Origin of the sequence: Streptomyces sp. NPDC093586, assembly GCF_044764905.1 — a bacterium.
Lineage (GTDB): Bacteria > Actinomycetota > Actinomycetes > Streptomycetales > Streptomycetaceae > Streptomyces.
Genome location: NZ_JBIWJA010000005.1, coordinates 153,698 through 168,905, shown reverse-complemented (window position 1 = coordinate 168,905; position 15,208 = coordinate 153,698). Strand labels below are relative to the sequence as shown.

Genomic DNA, 15,208 nt, shown 5'->3' with positions numbered 1-15,208 from the left:
TCCCTCCCCTCGCGACTCCCCTCGCGACTCCCCTCGCGAACTCCAGAGATTATGCAGATCTTCTCCACACTCGCGCGCGCACGCCCCCGGAACACCGGCCTCCGCAGGAATGAACAGGCCATAACCGGTCACATCGATCAGGATGGAGTGTGCGTGGGTGGTGGCACCCCTGGGACGGCGCCTGGAGGTCATCGATGGCAACGGATGTGCGCGAGGTGACGGAGCCGGCACGGCCCGAGGACCGCGAACAGGTCTCCGGCAGCGTGCTGGTCTCGATCGGGGCCCTGCTCCTCGGCATGCTGCTCGCCGCCCTCGACCAGACCATCGTGTCGACGGCGCTGCCCACCATCGTCAGCGAACTGGGCGGGCTGGAGCACCTGTCCTGGGTGGTCACCGCGTACCTGCTGGCCGCGACCGCCGCGACCCCGCTGTGGGGCAAGCTCGGTGACCAGTACGGCCGCAAGAGGCTGTTCCAGACGGCGATCGTGATCTTCCTGGTCGGCTCCGCGCTGTGCGGCGTCGCGCAGAGCATGCCCCAGCTGATCCTCTTCCGGGCGGTGCAGGGCCTGGGCGGCGGCGGGCTGATGGTGCTGTCGATGGCGATCGTCGGCGACCTGGTCTCCCCCCGCGAACGCGGCCGCTACCAGGGCCTGTTCGGCGCCGTGTTCGGCGCGACCAGCGTGCTGGGACCGCTGCTCGGCGGGGTCTTCACCGAGCACCTGAGCTGGCGGTGGGTCTTCTACGTCAACCTGCCCGTCGGCGTCGTCGCGCTCGCCGTGATCGCGGCGGTCCTGCACATCCCGCGCCGGGCGACCCGGCACGTCATCGACTACCTGGGCACCGTGCTCATCGCGTCCGTCGCCACCTGCCTGGTGCTGGTCGCCTCGCTCGGCGGCACGACCTGGGCGTGGGGGTCGCCGCAGATCATCGGCCTGGCGGTGCTGGGCGTCGTCCTGGCCGCCGTGTTCGTGGCGGTGGAGCGCAGGGCCGCCGAGCCCGTCCTGCCGCTCAAGCTCTTCCGCGTCCGCACCTTCACGCTCTCCGCCGTCATCAGCTTCATCGTCGGCTTCGCGATGTTCGGCGCGATGACCTACCTGCCCACGTTCCTCCAGGTCGTGCAGGGTGTCAGTCCGACCCTGTCCGGTGTGCACATGCTGCCGATGGTGGTCGGCGTCCTGCTGGCCTCGACCGGTTCCGGGCAGATCGTCAGCCGCACCGGCCGCTGGAAGGTGTTCCCCGTCGCGGGCACCGCCGTCACCACCTTCGGCCTGCTCCTGCTGCACCGGCTCGACGAGAACAGCTCGACCGCCGAGATGAGCGCCTACTTCTTCGTCTTCGGCGTGGGCCTCGGCCTGGTGATGCAGGTCCTCGTCCTCATCGTGCAGAACGCCGTGGCGTACGAGGACCTGGGCGTCGCCACCTCCGGCGCCACCTTCTTCCGCTCCATCGGCGCGTCCTTCGGCGTCTCGATCTTCGGCACGGTCTTCTCCAGCCGCCTCGGCGACAAGCTCACCGGCGTCCTCGGCGGCGTGCGGCTGCCGCCCGGCGTCTCCGCGGACTCGCTGAAGGCCGACCCGCGCGGCATCGGCGCCCTGCCCCCCGCCCTGCGTCCGGCGGCCCTGCACGCCTACGCGTCCGCCATCACCGACGTCTTCCTGTACGCCGCCCCCGTCGCCCTCCTCGGCTTCCTGCTGGCCTGGTTCCTGAAGGAGGACCGGCTGCGCGGCTCGGTCACGGCGCCCGACGGCGCCCAGACCTTCGCCAGCAACCCGGTAGAACGGTCCTCGCACGACGAGGTGTGCCGCGCCCTGTCGGTGCTCGGCACCCGCGAGGGCCGCCGCGAGATCTACCGCAGGATCACCGAACGGGCGGGCTACGACCTGCTGCCGGCGGCGAGCTGGATGCTGCTGAGGATGCGGAGGTACGGCCGGGTGGAGCCGGCCGTGCTCGCCGAGCGCAGCCCCGTTCCGCTGGCCGCCGTCATGGCGGCCGCCCGCCAGGTGGAGGAACGGCGCCTCGCCGTCCGCGCGGGCCTCGACCTGGTCCTGACCGACCGGGGACGCGAGTACGCCGAGCGCCTGGCGAAGGCCCGTGAGGAATCCCTGGCCGTGCTGCTCGGCGACTGGTGGGGGCCCGACCGCCCGACCGACCTGGTACGGCTGGTGAGGGAGCTCACCGGCGAGCTGTGCGGCTCGGAGCGGGAGCACCCGCACGACCGGCGCACCCTGACCCGGGCCGGCTGAGCCCCGTCAGACGACGGCCCGGACCAGCGGCTTGGTGAACCAGTGCTCGGCGTACGGGTCGTCCTTGTACGCCTCGGTCTCCGTGTAGCCGAGCCGCGCGTACAGGGAGCGGGCCTCGACGAGGTCGCCGCGCGTGTCCAGGACGACCCGCGCGGCCCCGAGCTCCCGCGCGGCCTCCTCCGCGGCCCCGACGAGCAGCGCGGCGCCGCCCCGGCCGCGCAGGTCCTCCCGGAGGAACACCCGGGTCAGCTCGGCGGTCGCGCCGTCCAGCAGCCGTACGCCCGCGGTGCCGGCCGGCTCACCGGCGTACCGCGCCACCAGCAGCCGGCCCCGGGGCGGGGCCAGGTCGGCGCCGGACCGCGCGGCGATCTCCCGCTCCAGCTCGTCCGGGTCGGTGCGCCGGCCCTCGTGCAGCAGGTACCAGCGGTCGCTGACCTCCGTGTAGTACGCGCGCCACAGGGTGGCGGCGACGGGGGAGTCGTACGGTTCCGGGTCGACGGTCCAGGTCATGACCCGCATGGTCGGGACCGGCCGGCCCGGTGCGCGAGCGTATTTTCCCACCGACGCGCCGCCGGCGCTCCCCGTGCGCCGTTTGAGGGGGGACAGGGCGGCAACACGGAGTGCGAACCGGCCGCTCGGAGAGCCGGTTGGGCCGAGAACCCGGAAGGCACTCATGTCCACAGGCGTGATCATCGCTCTGATCGTGATCGTGGCGGCCGTGCTCGTCGTGGCGGCCGTCCTGGCCTCGCGCGCACGGGGCTCCCAGCACGGCGGAAACCTGAAGCGGCGCTTCGGGCCCGAGTACGACCGGGCCGTGGCCCGGCACGACGGCGACACCAAGGCCGCCGAACGTGAACTGGCCGAGCGCGTCGAGCGGCACGGGTCGCTGCGCCCGAGGCCGCTGGACCCGGCCGAGCGCGAGCGGTTCGAGGCGCGCTGGACGGCCGTCCAGGAACGCTTCGTCGACTCCCCGCGCGATGCGGTCGCCGAGGCGGACCGGCTGATCGCCGAGCTGGCCGGCGCCCGCGGCTTCCCGGACGGCGGACAGTACGAGGAGCAGCTCGCCGCGCTGTCCGTGCACCACGCCCACCACGTCGAGGGCTACCGGCGCGTGCACCGCGTGACGCACGCCCGCGTGGACGGCGCGCAGGACGGCGGTGCGGGCACGGAGGAGATGCGCGCGGCCCTCGTCGAGGCGCGCGCCCTGTTCGAGGACCTGGTGCGCCCGGCCCGCCACGAGGGCGGCCGGAACCGGGCCGAGGCGGACGGCGACCGGCCCGCACCGGCGCACGCGCACCACGCATGGTCGTTCAGCAAGCGCCAGCCGAAGGAGAGTTGAGGCACATGTCCGACGTGACCCGGCAGCCCGGCGGCAGCCCCGCCGAGCGAGCCGCGCAGACCCCCGACGCCCGCGGAGAGAGCGCCCTGGGCACGCCCCCGGCGGCCGGCCCCCACGGCACCGGTACCCACGGCGCCGGCCCGGCGGACGGCACCACCGCCCCGGCACCCGGCGCACGGGCCGACCACGGCGCCGGCACCCGCGACGACGTCACCCCCGGCCTGCGGACCGACACCACCGGTGCCGGGAGCACCCCCGGCCCGCGGACCGACGCCACCGGTGCCACCGACAGCGCCGCCGGTGCCCGCACCGAGGGCGCCGCGGGCACGCGCGGCCTGTTGCCGCACGAGGAGTGCGACAGGCTCGGGCAGCGGCTCCAGCACGCCGTGGCGGAGTTCGTCGACGCCCCCCGGGCCTCCGTCGAGGAGGCCGACCGCGTCCTGGAGGAGCTCACCGCCCGTTTCACGGACGCCGTCACGCACCGCCGCCGCACCCTGCGCACCTCCTGGCAGGACACCGGCGACGAGACCCGCGCCACGGGCACCGACACCGAACAGCTCCGCCTGGCCCTGCGGGACTACCGCGAGCTGGCCGACCGCCTGATGCACGTCTGACGCGCGGACGTCACCGCTCCGCCCGGCGCTCCCGCCACCGCTCCACGACCTCGTCGACGTCGTAGGGCTTCAGACCCAGCGGGGGGCCGGGCGGCGGCTTGAACATGACGTCGCGGATCTTGACGTTGATCCGCTCGACGATCCTGCGGGCGGCCCCCTCCGTCGGGGCGTCCACCGCCGCCTCGAGCGCGTCCTCCGCCTCCTTGCGCAGGGCCAGCGTCGGCGGCAGCACGGACAGACCCTCGCGGGCCATCTTCCGCTTGACCCACCACAGTTCGTCGTACGTGCTCTCCACGTCGCTCGGGAGCGGCTTGCCCGCCCCCGGCAGCCGGTCGAACTCGCCGCGCGCACGGGCGTCGCGGATCTGTTTGTCGACCCAGGACTCGAACTCCACCCCGGGTGGCTTTCGCTCGGTCATGGCCCCATTGTGCCGGACACCACATCACCGGCCGATCTATCATGCGGCGGCGACAACAAGCCAATGCCAGCCGGAACGTCTCGAAGGAGCGCACGTGCTCGAACTCACCATGGCCGCCGTCACCGCGGCGGACGCGGGCGCCACCGCCGGCATGCAGATGGCCGACGCGCCCAGCGAGCCGGGCGCCGTGCTGCGGGTGGGCCGGGACAGGTCCGTGTGCCGGCTGTCGACGCCGGAGGACTGGCTGTTCGTCTCCCGGGTCCACCTGGAGTTCCGGTGCGGCCCCGACGGCACCTGGCAGCTGACCTGGCTGCGCGGCTCGCAGCCGGACCCGTCCTCCGAGGTCCGCCTCACCGTCGGCGCGCACACGCAGTCCCTCGTCTACGGCGGCACCGTGTCGCTGCCCCGGGGCGGCAGCGGCGAGATCGTCGTCCAGGACCGCACCGAGCCGCGCAGCGTCAACGTCGGCTTCTACCACGAGGCGTAGGGCCCGCGCCCGACCGCTCAGGCCAGGACGCGCGCCAGCGCGAAGCCGTCGTACCCCTTGCTGCCGACCGTCTGGATCGCGGTGCCGCTCAGCCGCGGATGGCTGCCGATCATCTCGATGGCGGCGCGGGAGCCGCGCACGTCGTCGGCGTCGCTCGCGGCGTCGGCCACGCGCCCGCCGCGCACCACGTTGTCGATGACGATCAGGCTGCCGGTGCTGGTCAGCCGCAGCGCCCACTCCAGGTAGTGCGGGTTGTTGCCCTTGTCGGCGTCGATGAAGACCAGGTCGAAGGGGGGCGGGTTCTCGTCGGCGAGCTTCGGCAGCGACTCCAGCGCCGGCCCGACGCGCACATCGACGAGGGAGTCCAGGCCGGCGCGGGCGATGTTGCGGACGGCGACCTCGGCGTGCCGGGCGCTGTACTCCAGGGTGACCAGGCGGCCGTCGGCGGGCAGGGCGCGGGCCAGCCAGATGGTGCTGTAGCCGCCGAGGGTACCGATCTCCAGGATGGTGCGGGCGCCCTGGACCTGGGCGAGGAGGTGGAGGAGCTTGCCCTGGGGGGCGGTGACGGCCACCGGCGGCAGCCCGGCGGCGTCGCTCTCCCGCAGGGCGGCCGCCAGGGCGTCGTCGCCCGGTGAGAGGTGGCTGGTGAAGTAGGCGTCGACGTCGTCCCAGAGCCGCGAGTCGCTCATACCGGGGGCCTCCCGTACGCGTGGTTAGCGCTTCTAAATAGATGCGCTAACGAATATAGACGCGCGGGGAGGAGGTGTCCCGGAGTTGGCCGAGGTCCCGCCGGGCGTGTCCCGGCGGGTACCCGGGCCGTGTCCCGGCCGTGTCTCGTCGGGGTCCCCCGGCAGCGTCCCTCCGGCCCCGGCCGGGCCCCGGCCGGGCTCAGGTGGTCTCGGCGCGTTCGACCGCCGGTGCCGAGCCCGGCAGCGGGCGTCCGGCCGACTCCGTCATGAACCACACCGCCACGCCGCCGATCACGGCCGCGGCCATCATGTAGTAGGCGGGCATCATCATGTTGCCCGTCGCCCCGATCAGCGCCGTCACCACCAGCGGGGTGGTGCCGCCGAAGAGGGACACGGAGACGTTGAAGCCGATCGACAGCGAGCCGTAGCGCACCCGCGTCGGGAACAGCGCGGGCAGGGCGGACGGCATCGACGCGGTGAAGCAGACCAGCAGCAGGCCCAGCGCGGCCATGCCGAGACCCACGGCGAGCAGGCTGCCCTGGCGGATCAGCAGCAGCGCCGGGACCGACAGCAGCAGGAAGCCGGCGCAGCCCGCCGCGATCACCGGACGCCGGCCGACCCGGTCGGTGAGCGCGCCCGCGAACGGCTGCACGATCATCATCAGCGCCATCACGGCCAGTACGACCAGCAGCCCGTGCGTCTCGTCGTACTTCAGCTCGCTCGTCAGGTAGCTCGGCATGTACGACAGCAGCATGTAGTCGGTGACGTTGAAGACCAGCACCAGGCCGACGCAGAGCAGCAGCGTCCGCCACTGCCCGGTGACCATCTCGCGCAGCGGCACCTTCGGCCGCTCCGCCTCCGCCTTCTCGACCTCGGCGGCGAACGCCGGGGTCTCCTCCAGCCGCATCCGCAGGTACAGGCCGATGAGGCCCATCGGCCCCGCCACCAGGAACGGGATGCGCCAGCCCCAGGAGGTGAGGTCGCCGTCGGACAGCAGTGCCGTCATCAGGGTCACCAGCCCCGCGCCGCCGATGTAGCCGGCGAGCGTGCCGAACTCCAGCCAGCTCCCGAGGAACCCGCGCCGCTTGTCCGGCGCGTACTCGGCGATGAAGGTGGACGCGCCCGCGTACTCACCGCCGGTCGAGAAACCCTGCACCAGGCGGGCCACCAGCAGCAGCACCGGCGCCCACACGCCGATCGACGCGTACGACGGGATCAGCCCGATGGCGAACGTGCCCGCCGCCATCATGATCATCGTGACGGCGAGGACCTTCTGCCGCCCCACCCGGTCGCCGAGCGGACCGAAGACCATGCCGCCGAGCGGCCGGACCAGGAACGCCGCGGCGAAGGCGCCGAACGTGGAGAGCAGCTGGGCGGTCGGGTTGCCCGAGGGGAAGAAGACCTTGCCGAGGGTGACGGCGATGTAGCTGTAGACGCCGAAGTCGAACCACTCCATGGCGTTGCCGAGCGCCGCCGCCTTCACAGCGCGCCTGACGAGGGCGGGGTCGGTGGCGGTGACGCCGGCACCGGACGACGGCGCGCCCGCGCGGGCCGGCTTCTCGAGGGACGGGTGGGATGCGACGGTGGCAGCCGACAAAACTCCGCTCGCCTACCTTTCGACGGGGACAGGGACACCGCGACCCGCACGGCGGCACTGTCGCCGGGCCGGTGGATACCCGCGGCAATGCGCCACAGGCCGAAAAGCGACCATAGGCGCTGGTGCGCCGCTTACGCCCGGTAAGCTGCTCGTTGCACAGTGCATCAATATGACGTGCACGCAGGGACGTCTCGTCGGTACGGAGTGCGTTCCGCGCCTCTGACCTGTGATCCTTCTCGCTCCGCACGGCCCGGTGCCGGACTTGCGGAACGGGGCGGGGGAGACGCCCGGAGCGCGGCCGCACTATCGTCATGCGGGCAGAAGACGGACAAAACCGGATCCCACAGGCGGACAGCCGGCGGACAAGGCACACGGCGGGCGGTCACGAGGCCGGCCGGTGACCGACGGCGGTCAGGCGGAACGGGGGCCGCCTGCGTCTTCCCGAGGGGCCGGTGCGAGCCTCGTAGGGTTCGCAGGGACAGCACCGCGCACACGAGCGCGCGGACGAGCGGGGCGGGAGGCCGACGGGGCGTGGCGAATGCGGAGCACAGTGGGCGACCGGCGGAGGTTCTCGCGGCACCGGCCGTCGAGGCGACCAGAGCGCGGCTGCGCGCGGCGCGGCTGGGGCTGTGGCTGGTCGCCGCCGTCCTCGCCGTACGCCAGCTGACCACGGTCCTCGGCACCCCGCGCGGGGAACGGCTGACGGACCTGGAGACCTGGGTCGGGCAGTACGGGGTCCTGCACGTGGAGGGGTCGCTGTACGACTCCACGCAGTTCACCGGCACCCCCTTCGTCGGCCTCGTCCTCAAACCCTTCACCCGCGCCGCCGAACAGGCCCTCGGCTGGGGCTGGACCTTCGGCTCACTGCTGCTGGTCGTCGCCCTCGGCCTGGTCGTCGCCCGCGCCCTGCCCCAGCCGGTGAGCCGCCTCACGGCGCTGCTGGCGGCGCCCGTCGCCGTGAGCCTGCTGATGCTCTCGCTGCCCGTGCGCAACGCGCTGTGGCTCGGCCAGACCAGCATCCTGCCCGTCCTGCTCGTCCTGCTGGGCTGCTTCGCCGTCCGCGGTGAGCACGGCGAACGCGTCGGCGGCGCGCTGATCGGCGTCGCCGCCGCCTTCCAGCCGACCGTGCTCCTGTTCGCACCCCTGCTGTGGTTCACCGACCGCAGACGGGCCGCCGTCTCCACGGCCGCCGTCTTCGCCGCCTGCACGGCCGTCGCCTGGGCGGCGATGGCGCAGGACTCGTACACCTACTGGGTGCACCACCTGGCGGGCGTCGGTCTCGGCGGCGCGGCGGACGACCTCGCCAACCAGTCCCTGCACGGCGCCCTGCTGCGGTTCGGTCTGACCGGCCCCCTGGAGATCGCCCTCTTCCTCGCCCTCGGCGCCGCCGTCGCGGTGCTCACCCTGCGCCGCGCCGTGCGCTACGCCCGCGACGGCCAGCTCCTGCTCGCCGTCGCCGTCACCGGCTGCGCGGCGGTCGCCGTCTCGCCGACCACCTGGCAGCACCAGCTGCTGTGGCTGCTGCTCGCGGTCGTCGGCCGGGTCGGCAAGCGCGCCTCCGACCGGTACGTGTGGCCCGTCGCCGTCGTCCTGGTGATGACGCTGCCCGCCAAGATGCTGCTGCCGAACATGGCGACCCTGTTCCCGCTGCGCGACAACATCGTCCTGCTCGCGGCGCTGGCCGCCGCCGTCGCCGTGCCGTTCCTGCCCCGCACCTCCCCGTACTACGGCTCCCCGGTCCCGACGGGCTACGCACCGCCGGTCCCCACCCGCTTCCGGCACGTCCCCCTGCTGCCCTTCCTGCGCCGGGTCCTCACCCGCCCCAACCTCCTCCTGGAGCTCCTGCTCATCCGGGTCACCTACGCCGCCTACTCCCAGGTCCGGCTCGCGGCGACCGGCGGCAGCAACTCGGCCGGCCGGGCGCGGGCGGAGGAGCACGGCCACCAGATCCTCGGTCTCGAACGCTTCCTGCACATCGACATCGAGCACACGGTCAACCACGCGGTGGTCAAGGTCGGCTGGCTGCGGGACTTCTTCGACTTCTACTACACGTCGTTCCACTTCGCCGTCCCGCTGACCGTGCTCGGCATCCTGTACTGGCGCCGTCCGGTCGACTACCGCTGGGCCCGCGCCTCCCTCGGCTTCGCCACCCTGCTGGCCCTGGTCGGCTTCTGGCTGTACCCGCTGGCCCCGCCGCGCCTGATGCCGGGGCTCGGGATCATCGACACGGTGCACGGTGTGCAGGACTTCTCCAAGCCGGACTACGGCACGCTGACGCACCTCACCAACCAGTACGCGGCGATGCCCTCGCTCCACTTCGGCTGGTCGCTGTGGTGCGGGGTGGCGATCGCGATCATCGCGCCCAGGGTCTGGATGAAGGCCCTCGGCCTGCTCCACCCGCTGTTCACGGTCTCGGCGATCGTGGCGACCGGCAACCACTGGGTGCTGGACGCGGTGGGCGGCGCGGTCGTGGTCGCCGCGGGCTTCGGACTGACGTACCTGTTCCAGGGCCCCCGGGCCCGGACGGTCACGGCGACGCCGACGGCGGTGGAGGGGCGGGCTTCGACCCCCGCCCCGCGTACCCCGGCCGACGAGGTCAGCAGCGGGCCGGCGTCGTCGGCGAAGGAAGGTACTCCGAGCTGATCCGGTACTCGCCCGCCGCCGGCACGGTCAGCCGCGTGAACTCGCCGTCCTGGGACAGGCACCCGCCGTCGGCCCGCAGCCACGGCGACCAGGCGACCTTCACGGTGACCGGACCCGGCCGGTCCGCGCGCAGGACGAGGCTGGTGCCGGTGGTCGTCACGACGGTGCCGGGCGCGGAGACCAGCGGCACGGCGTCCCGCACCCGGAACACCTGCCAGTGCTCGTCCCGCCAGACCGGCTCCAGCCACTCGGGCCGCCGCTCCGGGTTCCGCACGAGCGCCGCCTCGGCCGCGGCGGGGCCGTCCGGCCTGGCGAGCGGCAGGACGACGAGGCCGACGGCCCAGCGGTCCAGCCACGCCCGGTAGGCGGCCGGGGAGAAGCTGCCGTCGTAGAAGAGCCGGCCGCGCTCGACGTCCAGCTGCCGGTTCCAGCCGCGGGCCATGTTGACGTGCGGGGCGAGCCGGGCGGCCTCGCGGTGGTTGCGGGCGGGCACGACCTCGACCCGGGTGCGGTCGGCCCCGAGCCCCTCCAGCGCCCGCACGACGCCGTCCGTCTCGGCGGCCCAGGCGGGCACCACGGTCGACACCTTCAGGTCGTCGGCGGTCTTCTTCCCCACCCACCCGACGGAGTAGACGAGCGCGGCGGCCAGCAGAACACTCGTGACCCGCCGCGTCCGGTCCATCGAGAGCAGGGCGGCGAGCAGCGCGGCGGGCGCGAACAGCTCGGCGAACCGCTCGACGTTCGTCCCGATCGGGGAGGCGATCAGATACGTCAGCACGACCCCGACCGCGTACACGGCCCCGCTCCACCGCGCCACCCGCCAGGTACGGGGGGCCAGCACGGCGACGGCGAGCCCGAGCCCGGCCGGCTGCCAGATCCGCCCCGACGCCATCGGCTGCTCCCCGGTGAAGGGGAAGAACAGCGTGGTGAGCCCGACGACGGCGGCGGGCGGCACGAGCAGGACGAGCGCCCGCCCCCAGTCCCGCACCAGCAGGAACCCGGCCCCGGCGACGGCCACGAACAGCCCGGCCACCGGGGAGGCCATGGTGGAGAGCAGGGCGCAGACGGCGGCGAGGACGAGCCGCCGCTCGCGGACCAGCGCCACGCACGCCGCCAGCCCGAAGGCGACGCCCAGCGCGAAGGTGGTCCGCCCCGAGGCGACGTCGCACCACAGCGCGAGCGAGGCCAGCAGCGCGGGCCACAGCGGCCGGCGCACCCCCGCCCGCGTGATCAGCACGGCCGCCAGCCAGGAGGAGACCAGCCCGGACACCACGGTGACCGTGCGCACCCCGAGCGCGGCCATCAAGTACGGCGATATCAGGCTGTAGTTGGCGGTGTGCATCCCGCCGTACCAGAACAGCCCGTACGCCGACCCGCCGTGCCGCCCCGCGAAGTCCGCCCACGCCTGCTGCGCGGCGAGGTCACCGCCGCCGGTCGCGAGGAAAGCCCACCACACCCCGTACAGGGGCAGGGTGGGCAGCGTGGCGAGCAGTGGCACGCGATGCCGGTGCCAGAAGGCGCGCGGCGCGTCGTTCCGGCGTCCGTCCGACCGCTGTCGGGGCGGGGCGACGGTGAGATCGGCAGAGACCACGGTCGGGGCTTCCGTTCGGCTTCGTCAGGCGTGCCCGGTGCGGACACACGTGCGAAGACGATAAATCGAACAGAAACGTTGCCCCGACCCGGGCCCGGTCAGCCGGCCTGAGGGAGGAGACTGGGCGGCATGGTCGTGGTGGAAGGCGTCGAGGCCCGCGGTATGCGGCACTGTGAGACGACGGCACTGGGCGTGCTGTTGCGGCATGAGGGGCTCGACCTGTCCGAGCCCATGCTGTTCGGGCTCGGTTCCGGGCTGTCCTTCGTCTACTGGGACAGCAGGAACATGGGCTTCCCCTTCCTGGGGGGCCGGGTCAAGCCGTTCCAGCTCACCCGGAACCTGGCCGCCACCCTCGGACTCGAGCTCGCGGTGGAGGAGACCACCTCCCCGCGCAAGGCGTGGCGGAACGTGACGGCCCCCCTCGACGCCGGTCGGCCGGTCGGCCTGCAGCTCGACAGCTACCACCTGGACTACTTCGGCACCCGGGTGCACTTCGGCGGACACGTCGTGGCCATGTACGGCTACGACGAACAGAACGCCTACCTGGTGGACACCGACCAGCAGGGCGGCGCCGTCACGACCGGCCTCGCGAGTCTGGCCAGGGCCAGGGCCGAGCGCGGCCCCATGACCGCCAGGCACCGCTCCTTCACCGTCACGGCGCCCATCGGCCAGGCGGCGCCGGAAGAGCGGATCGTCCCCGCGATCAGGGCCTGCGCCGAGGCCTTCCTGAACCCGCCCATCGCGAACCTGGGCCACCGGGGCATCGAGAAGGCCGCCGGGCTGGTACCGAAGTGGCTGCGGCGCAGCGGCGATCCGCGGGAGGACCTGCCGCGGGCCGCCCTCCTCATGGAGCGGGCCGGCACCGGCGGCGCCCTGTTCCGCAACCTCTACCGGGACTTCCTCGCCGAGTGCGCCCGGCTGATCGACAGCCGCCACCTGCGCACCGGCCACAGCCTGTACGCCGAGGCCGCCGCCCTCTGGACGCAGGTGGCCGCACTCGTCGCGGCGGCGGGTGAATCCGGCGACGCGAAGCACCTCGTGGAGGCCGGCTCCGTCCTCCACCAGCTCTCCCGTATCGAACGCGAGGCGATGCGGGCGCTCAGCCTGCTCCAGGAGGCGCCGGGTGCGCGGGTGCCTTGCTCTGTGACACCCCCTGCCGGGTGCTGAGGAGGGTGGGCGGGACGCAGGTCAGGAGGAGCCGAGGAAGAGCTCGGGCCGGCACGGCTCTGGAGGGCAGCCCCTTGCAGGTCAACGCGAGTACGAGTACGGGTGACCCCGGAGAAAGCCGCTGTCCGGGGAGGGGGCGCGTGCCAGACTGGCGGCATGGCTGACGAACTGCACCTGACCGCCGCGATCACCCGTGAGGGCGAGTGGTATGTGGCGCGCTGTCTCCAGGTCGAGGTCACCTCTCAGGGCGAGACCATCGAGGAATCCCTGGAGAACCTGCGTGAGGCCCTGGAACTCTACTTCGAGGACGCTCCCGCGCCCGAGGTCACCGACGTGATCACCGCCCCCATCGAAGTGCGGCGCGTCGCATGAGTCCCGCTGTTCCCACGGGCCTGTCCGGCGCGGCCGTCGCCAAGGCCCTGGAACGCGGTGGCTTCGAGCACATCGCCACCCGCGGCAGTCACACCAAGTACCGAAGTGGCGAGCGGACCGTCATCGTGCCGCTCCACCGCAGCCTCGCACCCGGCACCCTCCGCTCCGTCCTCCGCCAGGCCGACTGGACCGTCGACGACCTCGAAGAGCACCTGAAGTAGCACCGTCCGGGAGGTTCTGGCAGTGACCGGATCCGCCCCCGTGGGGTGCCCGGCACGGCCTCCGCCTCCTCGGCGCCGAGTAACGGCCGTGTCCGACGGCGACGACAGCGGACGGGGACGGCGGAGGGTGACGACGCGTCGCCGTCGGAGCTGGTCGTCCCGGTGGTCTCCGGACTGCTGAGGCCGATGGTGGGCGACGCGTCCGGTGCGCGGGCTTTTTGCCGGGCCGCCCCGGCGGGCGGTGCCGGGACGCGCGAAGGCGGCGGCCCCGGGGATCGGGGGGCCGCCGCCTTCGGTACAGGGGGCCGGGATCAGTACCAGCTGTTGGCCTGCCAGAAGCTCCAGGCGTCGCAGGCGCCGCCGTAGCGGTCCTTCATGTAGTCCAGTCCCCACTTGATCTGGGTGGCCGGGTTGGTCTTCCAGTCGGAGCCGGCCGAGGCCATCTTCGAGCCGGGCAGGGCCTGGACCAGGCCGTAGGCACCGCTGGAGGCGTTGGTGGCGTTGACGTTCCAGCCGCTCTCGTGTTCGACGATCTTCGAGAAGCACTGGTACTCGGCCGAGTCACCGATCATCTTCTGCGCGGTCGCCCGGGCCGAGGAGTCCGGCGTCGCGGCCTGGGCGGGCCCGGCGGCGATCAGGGAGCCGCAGGCGGCCGCGGCCAGGGCGGCGCCCGCGAGGGCCTTCTTCGGGGCGGCGACGGTGCGGAGGAGGGAGGCGACGGTCAACGGGGTGCCTTTCTTCGGGGACAGGGGCGTCGGCGCACACCGGCCGGGACCGCGTGGTGCCCGGCGGGGGCGTGCGTCGGCGCCGTGGCCCGTGGGGGCATCGGCGCCTGGCGACTGCTTCAGAGAAACAGGCCGGCCATCCGTCCGCAATCACCCCTTTTGCTAAGGAAGGCCGTAGGCGGGGGAGCGGGCGGTCGCGTGAGGGCCCGGTGCGCGGCCCGCCGGCTACGACCCCGCCTCGTAGGTGAACCGGGTCACGTGGGGCGCCTCACCTCGTCGGCCTTCTCGAACGTGACCGGGGTCTCGAAGGCCGCCCTGCGGGTGGCGCGGCGCAGCGCCTTCAGCACCGGCGTGCCGAGCGCGAGGGTGAGCACGACCGTCATGGCGGCGCGGCCCCCGTCCCAGCCCAGGGACGTGGCCAGGCAGTAGGCGACGAAGCGGGCCAGGTTGTCGGGGACCGACGCGTCCGGGTCGAAGGCGATGTTCGAGGCGAGCGTGTTCATGAAGGTCCAGCCCGCCAGGTTCATCACCGTGCCGTAGGCGAACGCCGCCAGGAAGCCGTACGCGGCCAGCAGGAGCAGCTCTCCCCGGCCGCGCAGCCGGTCGGGGAAGGGCAGCAGGCCCGCGCCCATCGTGAACCAGCCCATCGCCAGCATCTGGAACGGCATCCACGGCCCCACCCCGCCCGTGAGCAGCGCGGACGCGAACATCGTGACCGAGCCGAGGACGAAGCCGAAGCCGGGGCCGAGGACCCGGCCGCTGAGGACCATCAGGAAGAACATCGGCTCCAGGCCCGCCGTCCCCGCGCCGATCGGACGCAGCGCGGCGCCCGCCGCCGCCAGGACGCCGAGCATCGCCACGGCCTTGGGACCGAGGCCCGACTCCGAGATCGTCGCCGCCACCACGGCCACCAGCAGCACCAGCAGGCCCGCGAACAGCCACGGCGCGTCCTGGGCGTGGGCGTTCACGGAGGCGTCCGGCGGGGCGAGGAAGGGCCAGCCGAAGCCCGCCACGCCCACCGCGCTGACCAGGACGAGGGCGGCGACGGAGCGGGGGCCCAGGCGCACGGCGCGGGCCTGGCGCTGCGGGGCGGCGGAGGCGG

General features: G+C 73.4%; 15 protein-coding genes. 8 read left to right on the top strand and 7 right to left on the bottom strand.

Features of this window, described 5'->3' with window-relative positions:
- The first annotated feature begins 194 nt into the window (after positions 1 to 194).
- The gene (locus tag ACIRFH_RS08235) at positions 195 to 2,243 is read left to right on the top strand and encodes a DHA2 family efflux MFS transporter permease subunit (RefSeq protein ID WP_403518070.1); all 2,049 of its coding nucleotides are present in this window, start codon (positions 195 to 197) and stop codon (positions 2,241 to 2,243) included.
- A 6-nt stretch (positions 2,244 to 2,249) separates the two neighbouring features.
- Here the strand turns inward: ACIRFH_RS08235 and ACIRFH_RS08230 are convergent, their stop codons facing one another.
- Positions 2,250 to 2,753 (bottom strand): GNAT family N-acetyltransferase, encoded by a 504-nt coding sequence (locus ACIRFH_RS08230; protein WP_403518068.1) that lies wholly within the window; start codon positions 2,751 to 2,753, stop codon positions 2,250 to 2,252.
- A gap of 163 nt (positions 2,754 to 2,916) precedes the next feature.
- Here ACIRFH_RS08230 and ACIRFH_RS08225 point away from each other — a divergent pair, with 163 nt between their 5' ends.
- A complete protein-coding gene (locus ACIRFH_RS08225) occupies positions 2,917 to 3,582 on the top strand; it encodes a hypothetical protein (RefSeq protein ID WP_403518066.1) in 666 nt (221 codons plus the stop codon).
- 5 nt (positions 3,583 to 3,587) lie between these two features.
- Entirely contained in the window at positions 3,588 to 4,196 is a 609-nt protein-coding gene (locus ACIRFH_RS08220; RefSeq protein WP_403518064.1) for a hypothetical protein, read from the top strand.
- A 10-nt stretch (positions 4,197 to 4,206) separates the two neighbouring features.
- Here ACIRFH_RS08220 and ACIRFH_RS08215 read toward each other — a convergent pair whose 3' ends face one another.
- Positions 4,207 to 4,614, bottom strand: a complete 408-nt coding sequence (locus ACIRFH_RS08215; protein ID WP_403518062.1) for a DUF1992 domain-containing protein — start codon at positions 4,612 to 4,614, stop codon at positions 4,207 to 4,209.
- Between the two features lie 94 nt (positions 4,615 to 4,708).
- On the opposite strand from ACIRFH_RS08215, the gene ACIRFH_RS08210 reads away from it, so the two are divergent.
- The gene (locus tag ACIRFH_RS08210) at positions 4,709 to 5,101 is read left to right on the top strand and encodes a hypothetical protein (protein ID WP_403518060.1); all 393 of its coding nucleotides are present in this window, start codon (positions 4,709 to 4,711) and stop codon (positions 5,099 to 5,101) included.
- A 17-nt stretch (positions 5,102 to 5,118) separates the two neighbouring features.
- Here the strand turns inward: ACIRFH_RS08210 and ACIRFH_RS08205 are convergent, their stop codons facing one another.
- Both ACIRFH_RS08205 and proP read right to left on the bottom strand, forming a co-directional pair.
- The gene (locus tag ACIRFH_RS08205; RefSeq protein ID WP_403518059.1) at positions 5,119 to 5,790 is read right to left on the bottom strand and encodes an O-methyltransferase; all 672 of its coding nucleotides are present in this window, start codon (positions 5,788 to 5,790) and stop codon (positions 5,119 to 5,121) included.
- Positions 5,791 to 5,989: 199 nt separating this feature from the next.
- Positions 5,990 to 7,387 carry a glycine betaine/L-proline transporter ProP gene (proP, locus tag ACIRFH_RS08200; protein ID WP_403518058.1) on the bottom strand — a complete coding sequence of 466 codons (1,398 nt, stop codon included), beginning with the start codon at positions 7,385 to 7,387 and terminating at the stop codon, positions 5,990 to 5,992.
- A gap of 531 nt (positions 7,388 to 7,918) precedes the next feature.
- Between proP and ACIRFH_RS08195 the strand changes: the two genes are divergently transcribed.
- Complete coding sequence (locus ACIRFH_RS08195; protein ID WP_403518056.1) at positions 7,919 to 10,030, top strand: bifunctional glycosyltransferase 87/phosphatase PAP2 family protein; 2,112 nt, start codon at positions 7,919 to 7,921, stop codon at positions 10,028 to 10,030.
- Here ACIRFH_RS08195 and ACIRFH_RS08190 read toward each other — a convergent pair.
- Positions 9,984 to 11,621, bottom strand: a complete 1,638-nt coding sequence (locus tag ACIRFH_RS08190; protein WP_403518054.1) for a hypothetical protein — start codon at positions 11,619 to 11,621, stop codon at positions 9,984 to 9,986. The genes ACIRFH_RS08195 and ACIRFH_RS08190 overlap by 47 nt on opposite strands.
- Before the next feature lie 129 nt (positions 11,622 to 11,750).
- Between ACIRFH_RS08190 and ACIRFH_RS08185 the strand changes: the two genes are divergently transcribed.
- From ACIRFH_RS08185 to ACIRFH_RS08175, 3 genes are all read left to right on the top strand, one after another.
- A complete protein-coding gene (locus ACIRFH_RS08185) occupies positions 11,751 to 12,788 on the top strand; it encodes a BtrH N-terminal domain-containing protein (protein ID WP_403518053.1) in 1,038 nt (345 codons plus the stop codon).
- A 156-nt stretch (positions 12,789 to 12,944) separates the two neighbouring features.
- Positions 12,945 to 13,160 carry a type II toxin-antitoxin system HicB family antitoxin gene (locus ACIRFH_RS08180; RefSeq protein ID WP_403518051.1) on the top strand — a complete coding sequence of 72 codons (216 nt, stop codon included), beginning with the start codon at positions 12,945 to 12,947 and terminating at the stop codon, positions 13,158 to 13,160.
- Positions 13,157 to 13,381 carry a type II toxin-antitoxin system HicA family toxin gene (locus ACIRFH_RS08175; protein ID WP_403518049.1) on the top strand — a complete coding sequence of 75 codons (225 nt, stop codon included), beginning with the start codon at positions 13,157 to 13,159 and terminating at the stop codon, positions 13,379 to 13,381. The genes ACIRFH_RS08180 and ACIRFH_RS08175 overlap by 4 nt, the downstream gene beginning before the upstream one ends.
- Before the next feature lie 311 nt (positions 13,382 to 13,692).
- Here the strand turns inward: ACIRFH_RS08175 and ACIRFH_RS08170 are convergent, their stop codons facing one another.
- Both ACIRFH_RS08170 and ACIRFH_RS08165 read right to left on the bottom strand, forming a co-directional pair.
- Entirely contained in the window at positions 13,693 to 14,106 is a 414-nt protein-coding gene (locus ACIRFH_RS08170; protein WP_403518047.1) for a transglycosylase SLT domain-containing protein, read from the bottom strand.
- A 254-nt stretch (positions 14,107 to 14,360) separates the two neighbouring features.
- Positions 14,361 to 15,173, bottom strand: coding sequence for an ECF transporter S component (locus tag ACIRFH_RS08165; protein ID WP_403518261.1), 813 nt, complete (start codon positions 15,171 to 15,173; stop codon positions 14,361 to 14,363).
- Positions 15,174 to 15,208: the final 35 nt, after the last annotated feature.

Bases quoted from the DNA above. Each gene is read 5' to 3' on its own strand.
- ACIRFH_RS08205 (WP_403518059.1), bottom strand. From the start codon at position 5,790: ATGAGCGACTCGCGGCTCTGGGACGACGTCGACGCCTACTTCACCAGC.
- ACIRFH_RS08235 (WP_403518070.1), top strand. From the start codon at position 195: ATGGCAACGGATGTGCGCGAGGTGACGGAGCCGGCACGGCCCGAGGAC.
- ACIRFH_RS08175 (WP_403518049.1), top strand. From the start codon at position 13,157: ATGAGTCCCGCTGTTCCCACGGGCCTGTCCGGCGCGGCCGTCGCCAAG.
- ACIRFH_RS08220 (WP_403518064.1), top strand. From the start codon at position 3,588: ATGTCCGACGTGACCCGGCAGCCCGGCGGCAGCCCCGCCGAGCGAGCC.
- ACIRFH_RS08180 (WP_403518051.1), top strand. From the start codon at position 12,945: ATGGCTGACGAACTGCACCTGACCGCCGCGATCACCCGTGAGGGCGAG.
- ACIRFH_RS08225 (WP_403518066.1), top strand. From the start codon at position 2,917: ATGTCCACAGGCGTGATCATCGCTCTGATCGTGATCGTGGCGGCCGTG.
- ACIRFH_RS08185 (WP_403518053.1), top strand. From the start codon at position 11,751: ATGGTCGTGGTGGAAGGCGTCGAGGCCCGCGGTATGCGGCACTGTGAG.
- ACIRFH_RS08230 (WP_403518068.1), bottom strand. From the start codon at position 2,753: ATGACCTGGACCGTCGACCCGGAACCGTACGACTCCCCCGTCGCCGCC.
- ACIRFH_RS08215 (WP_403518062.1), bottom strand. From the start codon at position 4,614: ATGACCGAGCGAAAGCCACCCGGGGTGGAGTTCGAGTCCTGGGTCGAC.